The sequence below is a fragment of the Nocardia sp. PLKS1-43 genome (assembly GCF_059510335.1).
Genome location: NZ_JCAJZQ010000002.1, coordinates 389,492 through 405,092, shown reverse-complemented (window position 1 = coordinate 405,092; position 15,601 = coordinate 389,492). Strand labels below are relative to the sequence as shown.

Annotated in this window: 10 protein-coding genes; 7 read left to right on the top strand and 3 right to left on the bottom strand. The window is 69.5% G+C overall.

The window, feature by feature from the left end:
• The first annotated feature begins 267 nt into the window (after positions 1 to 267).
• Both AC5WS7_RS09740 and recD read left to right on the top strand, forming a co-directional pair.
• The gene (locus AC5WS7_RS09740; RefSeq protein ID WP_495954087.1) at positions 268 to 3,822 is read left to right on the top strand and encodes a UvrD-helicase domain-containing protein; all 3,555 of its coding nucleotides are present in this window, start codon (positions 268 to 270) and stop codon (positions 3,820 to 3,822) included.
• Positions 3,819 to 5,720, top strand: a complete 1,902-nt coding sequence (gene recD / locus AC5WS7_RS09735) for an exodeoxyribonuclease V subunit alpha (protein ID WP_495954086.1) — start codon at positions 3,819 to 3,821, stop codon at positions 5,718 to 5,720. Before AC5WS7_RS09740 ends, recD begins: the two co-directional genes overlap by 4 nt.
• Before the next feature lie 170 nt (positions 5,721 to 5,890).
• On the opposite strand, the gene AC5WS7_RS09730 is transcribed toward recD, so the two are convergent.
• Entirely contained in the window at positions 5,891 to 6,589 is a 699-nt protein-coding gene (locus tag AC5WS7_RS09730) for a TetR/AcrR family transcriptional regulator (RefSeq protein ID WP_495954085.1), read from the bottom strand.
• Between the two features lie 130 nt (positions 6,590 to 6,719).
• On the opposite strand from AC5WS7_RS09730, the gene AC5WS7_RS09725 reads away from it, so the two are divergent.
• From AC5WS7_RS09725 to AC5WS7_RS09705, 5 genes are all read left to right on the top strand, one after another.
• Entirely contained in the window at positions 6,720 to 8,288 is a 1,569-nt protein-coding gene (locus AC5WS7_RS09725) for a succinic semialdehyde dehydrogenase (protein ID WP_495954084.1), read from the top strand.
• 43 nt (positions 8,289 to 8,331) lie between these two features.
• Positions 8,332 to 9,159 carry an SDR family NAD(P)-dependent oxidoreductase gene (locus tag AC5WS7_RS09720; protein WP_495954083.1) on the top strand — a complete coding sequence of 276 codons (828 nt, stop codon included), beginning with the start codon at positions 8,332 to 8,334 and terminating at the stop codon, positions 9,157 to 9,159.
• 175 nt (positions 9,160 to 9,334) lie between these two features.
• Positions 9,335 to 10,561: an SPFH domain-containing protein gene (locus AC5WS7_RS09715; protein WP_495954082.1), complete on the top strand. Its 1,227-nt coding sequence runs from the start codon at positions 9,335 to 9,337 to the stop codon at positions 10,559 to 10,561.
• A 1,086-nt stretch (positions 10,562 to 11,647) separates the two neighbouring features.
• Positions 11,648 to 12,898 carry a TFIIB-type zinc ribbon-containing protein gene (locus AC5WS7_RS09710; protein ID WP_495954081.1) on the top strand — a complete coding sequence of 417 codons (1,251 nt, stop codon included), beginning with the start codon at positions 11,648 to 11,650 and terminating at the stop codon, positions 12,896 to 12,898.
• Between the two features lie 3 nt (positions 12,899 to 12,901).
• The gene (locus AC5WS7_RS09705; protein WP_495954080.1) at positions 12,902 to 13,741 is read left to right on the top strand and encodes a hypothetical protein; all 840 of its coding nucleotides are present in this window, start codon (positions 12,902 to 12,904) and stop codon (positions 13,739 to 13,741) included.
• A 39-nt stretch (positions 13,742 to 13,780) separates the two neighbouring features.
• On the opposite strand, the gene AC5WS7_RS09700 is transcribed toward AC5WS7_RS09705, so the two are convergent.
• A complete protein-coding gene (locus AC5WS7_RS09700) occupies positions 13,781 to 14,590 on the bottom strand; it encodes a putative protein N(5)-glutamine methyltransferase (RefSeq protein ID WP_495954079.1) in 810 nt (269 codons plus the stop codon).
• A 25-nt stretch (positions 14,591 to 14,615) separates the two neighbouring features.
• Positions 14,616 to 15,485 carry a YdcF family protein gene (locus AC5WS7_RS09695; protein ID WP_495954078.1) on the bottom strand — a complete coding sequence of 290 codons (870 nt, stop codon included), beginning with the start codon at positions 15,483 to 15,485 and terminating at the stop codon, positions 14,616 to 14,618.
• Between the last annotated feature and the right edge of the window lie 116 nt (positions 15,486 to 15,601).

Genomic DNA, 15,601 nt, shown 5'->3' with positions numbered 1-15,601 from the left:
GCGCGTACCAACCGCGGTGTCGCTGCTGAGGTCGGGAGGGGTGAACGCGGGCAACGTACGGGCGCAGTCGAACCGGCACCCGACGATGTAATCGAATCGTCGGAGTACGCCGAGGGCAGCGTGCACGATGAGCCCTCGACGCCCGAAAGTTCTGGCCGAGGCGAGATCTCCGCCGTGGGAACGGATGTCGACCGCGAACGTGCAGCGGGAACGGATCCGGCCGTTGTCCGGAACCGGGTCGCCACAACCTCGGCCGCGGCAAGTGCGGTGACGGATGCCGTGCGGGAGCAGGCGATCGATGCCATGCCGCCATCGGCGGCTGCGAACGGGCACTGGCGTGGTTCGAGCGATGACGACGAGCCGTCGCAGGGCTCAGGCCTGCTTGTCGTCGTGCCGGATGAACTCTCGGATCCCGATGGGAGTGCGGATTCGGGACAGGTCGGCGGTGGCACGTCACGGCCGGGCCTGGGCGGGAACCGGCGGAACGCGCCCGGGAACGGATACGGCGGAGCCGACGCGAGGGGGGCGGGGGAGCCGGGGCGCGGGTTCGAGTTGTGCGGGGAGTTGCCGAGCGGCACAACAGTGCTCGAAGCCAGCGCGGGAACCGGTAAGACGTATGCGATCGTCGGGCTCGCGGTGCGGTATGTGGCCGAGCGCGGGGTGGACATTTCGGAACTGCTTCTGGTGACGTTCAGCCGGGCCGCGACGCAGGAGTTGCGCGAGCGGACGCGCGACCGATTCGTCGCGGCCGCCGCGGCGCTTGCCGATCCGGAGTCCGCGGCGCGCGGTGACGACGAGCTGATCCGCCATCTGGCACAGGCGGATTCGGCGGAGGTCCGGCTGCGTCGTTCGCGGCTGCTGGCCGCCTTGTCCGAGTTCGACGCGGGAACCATCGCGACCACGCACAGTTTCTGTCAGCGGATGCTGGACGAGTTGGGGCTGGCCGGTGAGCACGATCCGGGGGTCCGGCTGGTCGAGAACGTCGACGATCTGGTCGCCACCGTCACCGAGGATCTGTTCCTGGCGCGCTACGCGCGGGCCGAGCCGCCGTTCTCGATGAAGGACGCGCATGCGCTGGCGGCCGCGGCGGTCCGGGATCGGCAGGCCCGGCTGGTGCCCGAAGACGACTGGGGCGATGCGACGGCATCGGAGCGGGTCGCGTTCGGTGCCGCGGTACGTGCGGAAACCGAACGGCGCAAACGGCTTTCGGGTATCCGCGATTTCGACGACCTGCTCGTGCTGCTGTCCGGCCTACTTGCCGATCCGGTGCACGGTGAACGGGCGCGCGAGCGCATTCGCGAGCGGTTCCGGGTCGCGTTGGTGGACGAGTTCCAGGACACCGACCCGCTGCAGTGGGAGATTCTGCGCCGGTGTTTCCACGAGCACGCCACCCTCGTGCTGGTCGGTGATCCGAAGCAGGCCATCTACGCGTTCCGCGGTGCGGAGGTGCTCAGTTATCTGGACGCGGTCGCGGTGGCCGATCGACGCCGTGAACTGACCGTCAACCGACGTAGCGATGCCGGTCTGCTGGCCGCGCTGAACCATCTGATGGGCGGTGCGGCGCTGGGGCACAAGGAGATCGGGGTGCATCCGGTGGCGGCGGTGCGCCCGCACACCAGCCTGTCCGGAGAGGGCGATCGGACGCCGTTGCGGCTGAGGTGGTTTCGGCGCACCGGCGCGGGACCGCTGAACAAGTCCGGATTTCCGGCGGTAGGGCGCCAGCGGGCGCGGGTCGCCGAGGACCTGGCCGCCGATATCGTGCAGCAGCTGGACTCGGGCCTGCGAATCGGCGAACGTCCCCTGGGGCCCGGCGATATCGCGGTCCTGGTGCGAACGCGCTCGCAGATCGACGTGGTACAGGCCGCCCTGGACGAAGTGGGGGTGGCCTCTGTACTCGCCGGTGGGGCGAGCGTATTCGCCACCCGCAGTGCCACCGACTGGCTGTGGCTGCTGCGTGCTCTGGAACAGCCGCACCGTGCCGACCGGGTGCGCTTGGCCGCGGCGACACCGCTGCTGGGCTACTCCGCGGCCGAGATCGATTCGGGCGGAGCGGATCTCGTCGGCCGCGTCGGCCAGCAACTGCGTGAGTCCGCGCGACTGTTCGGCCGGGCCGGATTCGCCGCCGTCGCCGAGCGGCTCGCCGCCGAAACCCGGCTGGCCCCACGGTTGCTCGCGATCGCCGGCGGTGAGCGGGAGTTGACCGATCTGCGTCATATCGCGCAACTGATCGACCAGGTGGCACTGCGCGAATCGCTCGGGCTCAGCGCGTTGACCCGCTGGCTGGGCGATCGCGTGCGCGATCCCGCCTCCGGCGCGGTCGCCGATCGCAGCCGGCGGCTCGATCGCGATGCCGCGGCGGTGCAGGTCGCGACCGTACACGCCAGTAAGGGCCTGGAGTTTCCGCTGGTATATCTGCCCTTCGCCTGGGACAACGCGCGCAATCCCTATCCGGCGACGCTGATGTTCCACGACGAGCGGGGCAAGCGGGTCCTGGATGTGGGCGGTCCGGAGGCGGTGGGCTACAACGACCGCAAGCGCCGCAGCGAGGCCGAGGAGGCCGGGGAGGAGCTGCGCCTGCTGTACGTGGCGCTGACTCGCGCCCAATGTCAGGTGGTGGCCTGGTGGGCGCCCACCTACGGCACCGCCGCAGCGCCGCTGCACCGGATGATGCTGGGGCGGATGCCGGGCAGTGCGGAGGTTCCGGGTCGCGGCGAGATTCCCGCGGACAACGTTGTGGGAGAACGTCTTTCGCATTGGGCACAGCGAGCGCCGGACGGCGTCGTCGCGGTCCGGCCGGTCGAGCACGCCGCCGCGGTGCGGCCGCGCTGGGAGCGCGCGGAATCGGATACCGCCGAGCTGGCTGCGGCGCGCTTCGACCGGGTCATCGATCAGGACTGGCGGCGCACCTCCTACTCCGCGCTGACCGCGGGGGCGCACGAGATGCACATCGCCGAATCCGAGGCCGATACGGGTGTTTCGGACGAGCCCGCGGAGCCCTCCGCCGAACTCCCGGGTGACGCTGAATTCGCTTCCGCCGCACCGTCGCTCATGAACGATCTGCCCTACGGCGCCGATTTCGGCACCCTGGTGCACGGTGTGCTCGAATACGTCGACACCGATGCCCCCGACCTGGCCGCCGAAGTCCGCACGCGGTGCGCGGACGCCATCGCCGAACTGCTCGCCGATATCGATCCCGACGCGCTGGCCACCGCCTTGCTCGCGGTCCTGCACACGCCCATGGCGACCGGTAGCCTGGCCGAAATCTCCAGCCGGGACCGGCTCAGCGAGTTGGATTTCGAACTACCGCTGGCCGGTGGTGACACCCCGTGCGCGCGGCGGGTGACGGTGCGCCGAATCGCCGATCTGCTGCGCGAACATCTGCCCGCCGACGACCCGTTCGCCGGATACGCCGACCAGCTCGACACCCTGCCGGACACCCCGTTGCGGGGCTTCCTGACCGGCAGTATCGACGTCGTACTGCGCACGGCCGGACCGCGTTTCGTCGTGGTGGACTACAAGACCAACCGGCTGGGCACCGGTGATCTGACCGTCGCGCACTACACCCGCGAGCGGATGGCCGCGGAGATGATGCGGTCGCACTATCCGCTGCAGGCGATCCTGTATTCGGCTGCGCTGCATCGCTACCTGCGGTGGCGTCTGCCGGACTACGACCCCGCCCGGCACCTCGGCGGTATCCGGTATCTGTTCGTACGCGGCATGATCGGTCCCGCGACACCGCCCGGCTGCGGCGTTTTCGACTGGGATCCGCCACCCGCGCTGGCCGGTGCGCTGTCCGACCGGCTGGCGGGGCGGTGGCGATGACCGCGATCCAGCTCGCGCAGCGGGCGACGGGTTTGTTGCGCACCTTCAACACCGCCGGTGTGCTGGCGGCCGCGGATGTGCATGTGGCGCTTCGGCTCGGGCGACTCGGCCGCGAGCAGGACGAGTCGGTTCTGCTGGCCACGGCGCTGGCGGTGCGCGCGGTGCGGTCCGGCTCGGTATGTCTCGAACTGACCAGGATGCACGAAATCGGCGTGGACGGTGAGGGTTTCGACACCGACGCGGACACCGCCGCCGAACCGGTCGATCCGGCGACGCTGCCCTGGCCCGACCAGGCGCGGGTGCTCGCGGCCCTGCGTGAGAGTCCACTGGTGCAAGGCAGCGCGGCCGGGCCACTGCGCCCGTTACGCCTGGTCGAGTCCGCAGGTGCGGGCCCGCTGCTGTATCTGGACCGGTACTACCGGCAGGAACAAACCATTCGCGAGGTGCTCACCGAGCGCGCCGCGACCCATCCGATGATCGATCCGGAGACGATCCGGCGCCAGCTGGACCGGCTGTTTCCGGACAGCGGCGCACCCGGGGATCCGCCGGACCGGCAGCGGGTGGCCGCCGCGCTGGCCGCGACCCAGTGGACCACCGTCGTGGCGGGCGGTCCCGGCACCGGCAAGACACACACGATCGCCCGGATTCTGGCCCTGCTGGTGGCCCATCAGCGATCCATGCCCGATGCCCCCGAACTGCGCATCGCCCTGGCCGCCCCGACCGGGAAAGCCGCTGCGCGCCTGCAGGAGTCGGTGCGCGAGCAGGCCGCCGACCTGGACCTGCCCGAACTCACCGCCGCGACCCTGCACCGCCTGCTCGGCTGGCAGCGCGGCGGCGCGACGCGCTTCCGGCACAACGAGTTCAACCGCCTGCCGTACGACGTGATCGTGGTCGACGAGACCTCGATGGTGTCGCTGACCATGACCAGCCGGCTGCTGCCCGCGGTGCGCCGGGACGCCCGGCTGGTCCTGGTGGGCGATCCGGACCAGCTGGCCTCGGTGGACGCGGGCGCGGTACTCGCCGACCTGGTCGCCGGACCCGTTGCCGGCCCGCCGAATCCGGTGTTGGAACAGGTGCTGGGCGATGATCTCGGTGGGCAGGCAACCGTGGACCGTGCCGAGGCGTTGAGCGCCCGCGAGCGAGAACGTTTGCGCGGCGGCATCATCAGGCTGACCAGAGGTCGCCGGTTCGGCGGCCGGATCGCCGAACTCGCCGTCGCGGTGCGCGCGGGGGACGACGACACCGCCCTGCGACTACTGGCGGACGGGGGCACGGAGTTGTCGCTGTGCGAACCCGAGGAGATCGCCGCCGTCCGCGACGATGTGGTCCTGGCCGCCCGCGAATGCACCGCGGCGGCCGAGAAGGGCGACGCCGCGGCGGCTCTGGCCGCCATGGAATCGCATCGCCTGCTGTGTGCGCACCGGCAGGGCCGATACGGCGTCGAGCGGTGGGACCGGATGGCGGCGGCGTGGGTCGCCGCATCCGGGATCGGCGCGGAACCGGGTGCCGGACACTGGTATCCGGGCCAGCCGCTGCTGGTCACCGCGAACGATCACGAGGCCCGCATCTACAACGGCGACACCGGGGTGATCGTGCGCGGCCCCGACGGTGGGCTGCGCGCGGCCCTGCAGCGCGGCAGCGAACCCTACCTGGTGCATCCGACCCAATTCCCCGGCGTCACAACGGTATACGCGATGACCATCCACCGCAGCCAGGGCAGTCAGTACGGTACGGTGTCGATCGTGCTTCCCGGCCCGGAATCCACCCTCCTGACCCGCGAACTGCTCTATACCGCGATCACCCGCGCCCGCCGGCACGTCCGCATCATCGGCACCGAGGACGCCATCCGCGCCGGAATCGGCCGACGCGTATTGCGCGCCAGCGGGTTACGCGGCTGAGTCCACGCGGGTGACCGCATAAGACGGCCCAGCCTCGTTCCGGCGGGCGCTTCGCCTGTCTCTGTGCGGCAGCCAGTGTCGGCCACCTTGGGAGCGTCGACGCGTTGTCCACGTCGGTCCGGCGGCACACGCCGCATGGGACGATGGCCGCCCGGCGCGGCCGCGATCGCTCAGCCGCGCTCGTCGAAAATCCCCGGAATCGTCAGCGCCCGTTCGACATCGGCGCGATTGCCCAGGGCGACGAGTACGCTGCGGATCATCGTCAGCCGGGCCGCGGTGACCTGTTCCGGATCCGGTTCGCGACCGGGCGTCGCGGCCGCGGAGACGCGGTAGACCACGTACTCGCAGGTGTGCAGTGCGGTGTCGAGGTCGAGCGGGCTGGGCAGCGGCCGGCCGAGTTCGGTGAATTTGGCGCGGACCAGCGCGCGGATATCGTCGAACGCCTCCTCGCGGTAGGCCGATACCGGTGAGGCCGGATCGTGCAGTTCGGCGAAGACCGGGCGCAACATCGGGCCGTGTCCGCGCGCCCATTCCAGATAGGCGTCGATGATCGCGATGCCGAGTTGTACCGGTTCGAACGAACGCGCCAGGGCGGTCCGGATCCCGCCGACCAGGCCCTCGTTGGACAGCCTCAGCAGCGAGTGCAGCGGCTGTTCGGCATTGCCGAAGTAGCGGTAGAACGTCGGGCGGGAGATGCCGGCCTGCTCGATGATCCGCGCGACGTTGAGCCCGCGCGAGCCGTGTTCGGTGAAGACCGCGGCGGTGGCCAGTTCGATCCGGGCGCGCACCTCGTCGGCCTGTTCCGGGGTTTGTGGCGGCCGACCGCGCCGGGCGCCGTTGTGAGCGGGGACCACCACGTCGCCGGGCATCTGGTGAAACCTCCTCGATCATCGACGGTCGCTTGACAGCATACGGCTCAGCCCTATTAATCTAACACCACTGTTCATGTAACATTAGTGTTCAATAAATTGCATCACCCGCTGACCGAGAGGGCCGACGATGCCGACCGCCCCGCAGACCGCTCCCGCGGATGCACTCCCCTCCGAGCTGGTGCAGCGCCTGCTGGCGCTGGCCACGGCCGGTGCGGCCGCTCCGGTCGAGGTGTTCGCACCCGCGACCGGCGCGAAAATCGCCGACCTGCCGCAGTCCGATATCGCCGACATCGAGAGCGCCTTCGTCACCGCGCGCCGGGCGCAGCGGGAGTGGGCGGCGGTGCCGGTGCGGGAGCGGGCCGCGGTGCTGCGGCGGTTCCACGATCTGGTGCTCGCCGAACAGGACGTCATCCTCGACATCGTGCAGACCGAGACCGGCAAATCGCGGGTGCACGCATTCGACGAGGTGGGCGACGTCGCGGTCAACGCCCGCTACTACGCGGCGCAGGCGCGGCGGCTGCTGGCCCCGCGCAGCCCGCGCGGTGTGCTGCCGGTGCTGACCCGGGTCGAGGTGCGGCATCGGCCCAAGGGTGTGGTCGCGGTCATCTCGCCCTGGAATTACCCTCTGGCGCTTGCGGTTTCCGATGCCCTGCCTGCCCTGGCGGCCGGTAACGCGGTGGTCGCGCGCCCGGACAACCAGACCGCGCTGACCGCGCTGTGGGCGATCCACGCCGCCGAGCGCGCGGGTCTCCCCAAGGGGCTGTGGCAGGCGGTGCTGGGTCGCGGCTCGGTGATCGGCGGCGAAATCATCGCGCGCGCCGACTATGTCGACTACACCGGATCCAGCAGTACCGGCCGCACCATCGCCCGGCAGGCGGGGGAGCGGCTGATCGGCTGCTCGCTCGAATTGGGCGGCAAGAATCCGATGCTGGTGCTGGCGGACGCCGACGTGTCCGCGGCGGCGAAGATCGCCGTGCGGGCCTGCTTCGCCTCGGCCGGGCAGCTGTGCGAGTCGATCGAGCGAATCTATGTGCACGACAGCCTGTACGAGCGCTTCGTGACCGAATTCGCCGGGCACACCGAGAATTTGGCGCTGGGCTCGGCGCGGGATTATTCCTACGAGATCGGTTCGCTCACCTTCCAGCGTCAGATCAACACCGTCACAGCGCATGTCGAGGACGCCGTGGCCAAGGGCGCGACGGTGCTCGCGGGCGGGCGGGCGCGTCCGGATCTGGGTCCCTACTTCTACGAGCCGACGATCCTGGCCGATGTCCGCGAGGGGATGACCGTGTACCGGGAGGAGACCTTCGGGCCGGTGGTCTCGGTCTACCGGGTCGGCAGCGACGAGGAGGCCGTCGAGCAGGCCAACGATTCCGCCTACGGGCTCAATGCCAGTGTGTGGAGCCGTGATACGGGCCGGGCGCGGCGGATCGCGGCTCTGGTCGAGGCGGGCTCGGTCAACGTCAACGAAGGATTCATCGCCGCGTGGGGAAGCGTCGCGGCGCCCTCGGGCGGGCTGGGCATCTCCGGCGGCGGCCGCCGGCACGGGCCCGAGGGCCTGCGCAAATACATCGACACCCAGACCATCGCGGTGCAGCGGGCACTGCCGATCGCGCCCCTGCCGGGCATGTCCGAGGCGATGTGGGCCAAGACCATGACGCTGTACTTCGGCGTCATGAAGGCGTTGCGCCAGTAGTGATCTCGCATCCGGCGGCAGCGGTACGACTACAGGAGTGGATATGGATTCGGTAGCGGGCAAGAAGGTCCTGATCACCGGCGCGGCCATGGGGCTGGGCAAATCCTTCGCCGAGCAAGCGATGCGGGAGAGGGCCGCGGACGTGGTGCTCTGGGATGTCGACGACGCCGCCTTGAAGGAGACCGCGGTCGAACTCGCGGCTGTGGGGCCGGGTACGGTGCACCACCGCGTCGTCGACGTGTCCGACCGCGACGCCATCGCCGAGGCCGGCGCGGTCGTGCGCGACGAGGTGGGCGATATCGATGTGCTGATCAACAACGCGGGCATCGTGCGCGGTAACGGGTACTTCTGGGAAACCGCGAATCGTGCCGATATCGCACAGACCGTGGCGATCAATTCCCTTGGGCCCATGTACATCACGCTGGAATTCCTGCCGGCCATGGTGACTCGCCGGACACCGGCGCGAGTACTGAACATCGCGTCCTCCGCGGCGCTGGTGGCCAATCCCCGGATGAGTGTGTACGCCGGTTCCAAGTGGGCGGCGCTGGGCTGGTCGGATTCGGTGCGGCTGGAGCTCGAACAATCCGGGAACGACCACGTCAAGGTCACCACCTTCTGCCCGACCTACATCAACACCGGCATGTTCGCGGGCGCGAAAGGGTTCCTGTTCACCCCGATCATCGAGCAGGAGGAGGCGGTGCGGACCGCGTGGACGCAGATGAAGAAGGGGACCGCGCTGGTCGTCATGCCGTGGACCTCGCGCTTCAACCGGGCGATCTCCGGCCTGCTGCCGCTGAAGGTCCGCGACCTGTATCTGAACTTCGTCGGCGTCTACCACTCGATGGCGGAATTCACCGGCCGCAAGGGGTGAATCGCGGATCGGAACCGGTCGGCGCTCTCGCGCACAGACCGCCCGACGCGCCGATACCGGCGAGTCGGTATGTGTTCCTTCGCCTCCGGGATATCGGGAGGCCCGGGCCGTCCTACCTGTGACATACTCTGGCCGGACGGGTGCCGAGCTGCCCGAGGGAGGACGGAGGCGACGCATGGGCCTGATGGACAAGATCCGCAACGAATTCATCGACATCATCGAGTGGCTCGATGATACGAATACCACGTTGGCGTGGCGTTTCCCGCGCTACGACAACGAGATCAAGAACGGCGCGCAGCTGATCGTCCGCGAGGGACAGCACGCGCTGTTCGTGTACCGCGGTCAGCTCGCCGATCAGTACCAGCCCGGTCACTACCAGCTGACCAGCGAGAACATGCCGATCATGTCCACGCTGCAGGGCTGGAAATACGGGTTCAGCAGCCCGTTCCGCTCCGAGGTGTACTACATCAACACCCGGCCGGTGACCGATCTGCGTTGGGGCACACCGCAACCGGTGACGGTGCGCGATCCGGACTTCAAGATGGTGCAGGTGCGGGCCAACGGCACCACCATCGTCCGGGTGATCGATCCCGCGGCGTTCCTGCGCCAGGTGATCGGCACCGAGAGCGTCGTGGACATGGAGCAGATCACCGAGATGATCCGGCGCAATATCGCGCTGGCGTTCTCGGACATGGTGATGGCCAGCGGCCTGGGCGCCATCGACCTGCAGGGCCGTCAGGTCGAATTGTCCGACAAACTCCGCGAATTCGTCGCCCAGCGCGTGCAGTCCTTCGGTCTCGGCGTGGATCAGGTCACCATGTCGATCTCGCTGCCTGAGGAGATCCAGCAGGCCATGACGCGCGGTGTCGCGCGTGGTGTGGAGGCCAGCGGATTCCTCAACAACGTCGGCGACCTGAACCGCTACCAGCAGGCCCAGACCGCCGATGCGATGCTGGCCGCGGCGCAGAACGAGGGCGGCGGCCCGATGGGTGCGGCGATCCAGGCCGGACTCGGCGTCGCGCTCGGTGGCCAGATCGCCGGGAACCAGGGCGGTTACGCGCCGCAGGGTTACCCGCAGCAGCAGGGCGGCTACCCGCAGCCGGGTGGCGGTTACCCACAGCCCGGCTACCCGCCGCACCCCGGCGGCGGCCAGCCCGTGCCGCCGCCACTGCCCACTCAGCAACAGTTCCACATCGACCTCAACGGTCAAGCAGCAGGCCCGTATCCGGCCGATCAGCTGCGCCAGTTCGTCGCCAGCGGTCAGCTCACGCCGAAGACGAATGTCTGGTCCAACGGAATGGCGAATTGGGCCGCGGCCGAGACGGTGCCTGCGTTGCAGGGGCTGTTCAACAGCCCGCCGCCGCTGCCGGGCACCCCGCCGCCTCCGCCGCCCGCGCAGTAGCCCGGACCGGTCCTTGCCCGTCAGTACGGCCCCGGGGGAGCCATGAACAACCCACAGCAGCCAGATCGCGCACCGCAGACCCCGCCGCCGCCACCGGGCGGCGGGGGCTCGCCGCAGCAGGGCCAGTCGGGGGCTCCCGGCGAGACCTATCCGGCATCCGCGCCGACTCGCAATTACGGTGGCGGACAACCGATCCGGCCGGGAGCGAACCCCCCTGCGCCGCCGGGCCTCCCGCCCTCCGGCGGTCCGCGGCCGGGTAGCCCGCGATCCCTCGGAAGCGAGCCGTCGCCGTTGCCCGGTTCGGGTGGGCCGGTGCCTCCGCCGCAAGGGCATCCGAATGTTGCTGTGCCGCAACCCGGCAGCGGCGGTGCGACACCATGGGGTGCGCAGCCTCCGGCGAATTTCTCCGTATCGGGCGCCCCGCCGGTACCCGCCGGCCCACCGCCCCTCCCCGCCGGATCGAAACCCGTTGCACCGCAACCGATCGGCGGCCTCCATCCACAGCCCGGCGGCCGGACCTACGGTGGCCGGCACTCGCCCGAGGGGCCACCATCGCTCCCCGGTGATCCGAACCCCGGTGCGCCGCAACCGCCCGCCGTGCCGCCGCCGTTACCCGGCGGTCCGAACCCCGGTGGTTCCCGCTCCCCGGGTGGCCCGCCGCCGTTGCCGGGCGGTTCGAACCCCGATGTGCCGTGGTCCCCGGGTGGCCCGCCGCCGTTTCCGGGCGGTTCGAACCCTGGTTCGCCGCAGTCGCACGGTGGCCTGTATCCACAGCCCGGCGGTCAGCATCCCGGTGGTTCGCGCTCGCCGGGGAGCCCGCCGCCGTTTCCGGGCGGTCCGAACTCCGGTGTGCGGCAGTCAGGTGATGATCTGCGTCCGCAGTCCGTCGGTCCGACTTCGGGTGGTTCGCAGTCGCCGGGTGGTCTGCCGCTGTTACCCGGCCCGAATCCAGGTGGGGCGCAGTCGCCGAGCGGGCCTCCGCCGTTGCCGGGTGGCTCGGTTTCTGGGGCGCCGCAATTCCCCGCCGGCGGGCCTTCGCCGATGGGGCCGCCGCAGCGGCCGATAGGGCCGCCGGTTGCGGCTGCCGTGGCCGTCGAGTTCGTTCCACCGGGTGGCGGCGCCGAGGGGCAGCAGTCCGGTATGGCCGCCCAACAACTTGCACCGCAACCGGATCGGGCGATGCTGCATCGCACCGAACACACCCGTACCTACCCGTGCTCGGCCTGCGGCGGTCAGCTGCAATTCGATATCGCCAGTCAGAAGTTGCGGTGTCCCAACTGCGGCAACTACTCCGAGATCGAGGCGCCGCGGGCGCCCGTCGTGGCGCGCGACCTGCGCGAGGCGATGGGGGAGTTGCGTGCGCTGCAGGCCACTACCGCGGGGCCGGAGATCACCGGCAATCACGAGATCAAATGCCAGAACTGCGGCGGTACAACGTCGTTCGTCGGCACTCTGACCGCGACCAGATGCCCGTACTGCGCCACCCCGATTCAGCGTGACGATGTGCACAATGCGCCCGCGCGCCTGCCGGTCGACGGTGTGGTGCCCTTCCGCATCGATGAGAGGAACGCTCGCGCGCTGGTCGAGAAGTGGGTTTCCGGACGGTGGTTCGCACCCAGCGAATTCAAGAAGTACAAGCGGCTCGGGTCGTTCGCGAGCGTCTATCACGCGTACTTCACCTACGACGCAGACACGTACACCTGGTATCAGGGCGAGCGGGGCATCGAGTACACCGAGACCTACCGGGACAGCGATGGCGATCTGCAGACGGTGACCCGGGTCCAGTGGTATCCGGTGCAGGGCGAGGTCGCCAACCAGTTCGTGGATGTTCCGGTCCTGGCCAACGAGCACGCCGACCGTGCCCGGATCAAGACCCTCGAACCGTGGCCGATCCAGGACGCGACCAGCTACTCGCCGGAATACGTGGCCGGCCACCTCGCCCGCACCTACGACCGCGACGCCGAGGAGTCGCTGTCCGAGGCGCGTTCGGAGATGGAGAGCGAGATCGAGCACACGGTCCGCCGCGATATCGGCGGTGACCAGCAGCGCATCCACTCGTTGAATTCGACCTGGAATTCGCTGGCGTACAAGCATCTGCTGCTGCCGATCTGGTTGCTGACGGTGATCTACATGGATCGGCCGTTCAATGTCTACATCAACGGATTGACCGGTGAGGTATCCGGCGAGCGGCCGTGGAGCAAGATCAAGATCGCCATCGCCGTCACGCTGGCGATACTCCTGATGATCGCGATCGTCGTGCTGTACATGAAGTTCGGGCACCATTCCACCGGGCACGGCCACACCACCACCGTGCACCATTCGACCCATCGGAGGTGAGCGGTGGTACTTCTGCTGATCCTGCTGGCGCTGCTGGTGCTGGTGGGCGGTGTGGTCGCGATCGTGATGGTGATCGCCCGACATCAGAAGCAGTCGGTCGCGTACGACAACCAGGTCGTGCCGGGCATCCCCTCGAACGCTCCGGCGTCCTGGGCGGGTTCGCACGACCCCGAGGCACGCCTGCACCGCCGGTTGCGGGACGCGATCCGCGCCCTGCACGGCGTCAATGCCTACGACACGGCCGCCAGCGTGAATCTGCGTGCGGGACTGGAGCAGTCGGCGATGGCGGTGGACACCCACCTGATCGCCATCGCCACCCTGCCGCAGTCCCATCGCGATCAGGCGCTGCCGGACGCCACCGCCGCGGTCGAGGCCGTCGAAGCCGGTGTGGCCCAATATGTCTCGGCCACCACCAAACCCGACCCGGTCGCCCTCGAAGCGGGTTTGCAGGGCGTGCAAACCAGTATCGACGCGATCACCCGGAATCTCGGCGCATTGGGCCCGGGTGGATCCGCCGCCGGAATCCACCCGGCGCAATTCGGCGTCCGGTTTCCCCAAACCGCGCCCCAGCAATACCCCGGCGCAACCTACTCCGCACCTCCTGTGGGCGGCCCCTACCCGCCGGCCGCGACAGCCGGTGGCTACCCCGGCGCCCCGGCGGGCGCCCCACCGCCCGCCGGATACTCACCTCAGCCTGGCACAACCTATCCGCAAGCCCCGTCACCCGAGCATCCGGCCGGCGAGGCGCCACAAACTCCGCGCCCCCAACAACAAGCAGGAGCACCGCCCCCTCCCGAGGACACGGGGCCCTCGGACCCCACGATCATCCGCCGTCAACCCTGACCCGGCCGCTCCGGCTCGAAGCCGTTGTCGCACTGCGAATCACGCACGCCGAAGTCGCCCACCGGGACGCGTGCCGATCACGACCGTCGCGTAAAGTTCCTCGGATTCGGCGATCGCCGGTGTAAGTCCCTGCCGCGCAAGGATTTCGGTGGCCGCGCCGGACTGTTCGCGGCTCGTCTCGACCAGGAGACGACCGCCGGGGGCGAGCCAGTGCGGTGCGGCGGCGGCGACGCGGCGGAAGACGCCGAGTCCGTCGGGGCCGCCGTCCAGCGCGGTGCGCGGTTCGTGATCGCGCGCCTCGGGCGGCATATCGGCGATGGCGGCGGTCGGCACGTACGGGGTGTTGGCGAGCAGCACATGTACGCGTCCGGCCAGATCCCGGGGTAGCGGAGCGAACAGGTCGCCCTGGTACACCGGTGCGTTCAGCGGCGCGAGATTGCGGCGGGCGCAGGCCACCGCGGCGGGCTCCAGATCGCTCGCGCTGAGTTCGACACGGATTCCGGCCGCGGACAGCTCGGTCGCCACCGCGAGACCGAGCGCACCGCAACCGCAGCACATGTCCAGGACCACGCACGGGTCGCGTGGATCGGCGACGGCGAGTTCGACCAGGAATCCGGTGCGCTGACGCGGTACGAACACCCCGGGTGAGACCGCGACCCGCAGTCCGCGAAATTCCGTCCAGCCCAGCAGATATTCCAGCGGCACTCCGGAAACCCGTTGTGCGACAAGCTCGTCCAGCTCCGACTCGGCGGCCGCCGCCGCGGCCAGCAGTGCGGCCTCCTCCTCGGCGAACACGCACCCCGCCGCGCGCAGCGTGGTGACCAGCGAACCGATGTCGGAGACGTTCATCGGTCCATTGTGGCCGAGCGCTGGGTTAACCGGAATTCGGCAGGAAGGTGTGGATGGCGTCGAGGTAGATGCCGCGCTGAGCGGCCTTGGACGGTGGCATCAGCTGGGAGATGATCTCGTTGGGCGAGGTCATCGCACCCACCACCCGGGTCCCGGAGACGATGAAATCGGTGACCGCGCGGCGGATGTGATTCGGCGAAGTGATCACCACCGCGCTGCCGATGCCGCGATCCCGCAGGATCCGGGTGCTGAACAGAGCATTCTGCACGGTGGAGCCCGACCGATCCTCGACCAGGATGCGGGCGGCCGGAATGCCGTGCCCGATCAGCCAGCCTGCCATGGCGGCGGCCTCGGGCACCCCGTTCTGCGGTGCGCCGCCGGTGACCACGATCGTCGAATCGGGTGCGGCGACCGCCTGCAACCAGGCCGCTTGCAGGCGGTTCACCAGTTCGGGTCGCATCGCGCCGTTCGGCAGCAGGCCGTAGCCGAGCACCACCAGAGCGGTCTGCGGACCGATCATCGAGGGCAGCGGATTGGGCAGGGTGCCGACGCCCGCACCGATCGCCCCGAGCACGCCGCGCGCACCTGCGGCCATCCCGGGATCGACCGCGTCGAGCCGGTTGAAGGCCGCCTCCCGGGTGAGCAGATCGCCCGCATAATCCGCCCAGATCGCTTGCAGGGCAAGCGCTTGCGGGTTGTCGGGCGCGGCGGCGACCATGCGCCCGAGTTTCCGCAGTCCGGCCGCGTCGTGACCGGTCATGAACTCGGCCTGTGCCGAGCGGTACAGCGGGGCCGGTGTGTTGTCGGCGGCCGCGATTCCGGAGAGGGATCCGGCGGCCAGGAGCAGGGCCGAGGTGGCCGTGAGGAGATACGTGAGACGCTGTGCGATTTTCACTGCTATCGATACCTTTCCGACCGAACGGATCAGGCTATGTTGCTGGTAGTTGGCTTGGTGGCAGCCGTCACTACGATACGGTCCGATATCGGGTCGAGCTAGGATTTGGTTGTTGT

Bases quoted from the DNA above. Each gene is read 5' to 3' on its own strand.
- recD (WP_495954086.1), top strand. From the start codon at position 3,819: ATGACCGCGATCCAGCTCGCGCAGCGGGCGACGGGTTTGTTGCGCACC.
- AC5WS7_RS09730 (WP_495954085.1), bottom strand. From the start codon at position 6,589: ATGCCCGGCGACGTGGTGGTCCCCGCTCACAACGGCGCCCGGCGCGGT.
- AC5WS7_RS09725 (WP_495954084.1), top strand. From the start codon at position 6,720: ATGCCGACCGCCCCGCAGACCGCTCCCGCGGATGCACTCCCCTCCGAG.
- AC5WS7_RS09720 (WP_495954083.1), top strand. From the start codon at position 8,332: ATGGATTCGGTAGCGGGCAAGAAGGTCCTGATCACCGGCGCGGCCATG.
- AC5WS7_RS09715 (WP_495954082.1), top strand. From the start codon at position 9,335: ATGGGCCTGATGGACAAGATCCGCAACGAATTCATCGACATCATCGAG.
- AC5WS7_RS09700 (WP_495954079.1), bottom strand. From the start codon at position 14,590: ATGAACGTCTCCGACATCGGTTCGCTGGTCACCACGCTGCGCGCGGCG.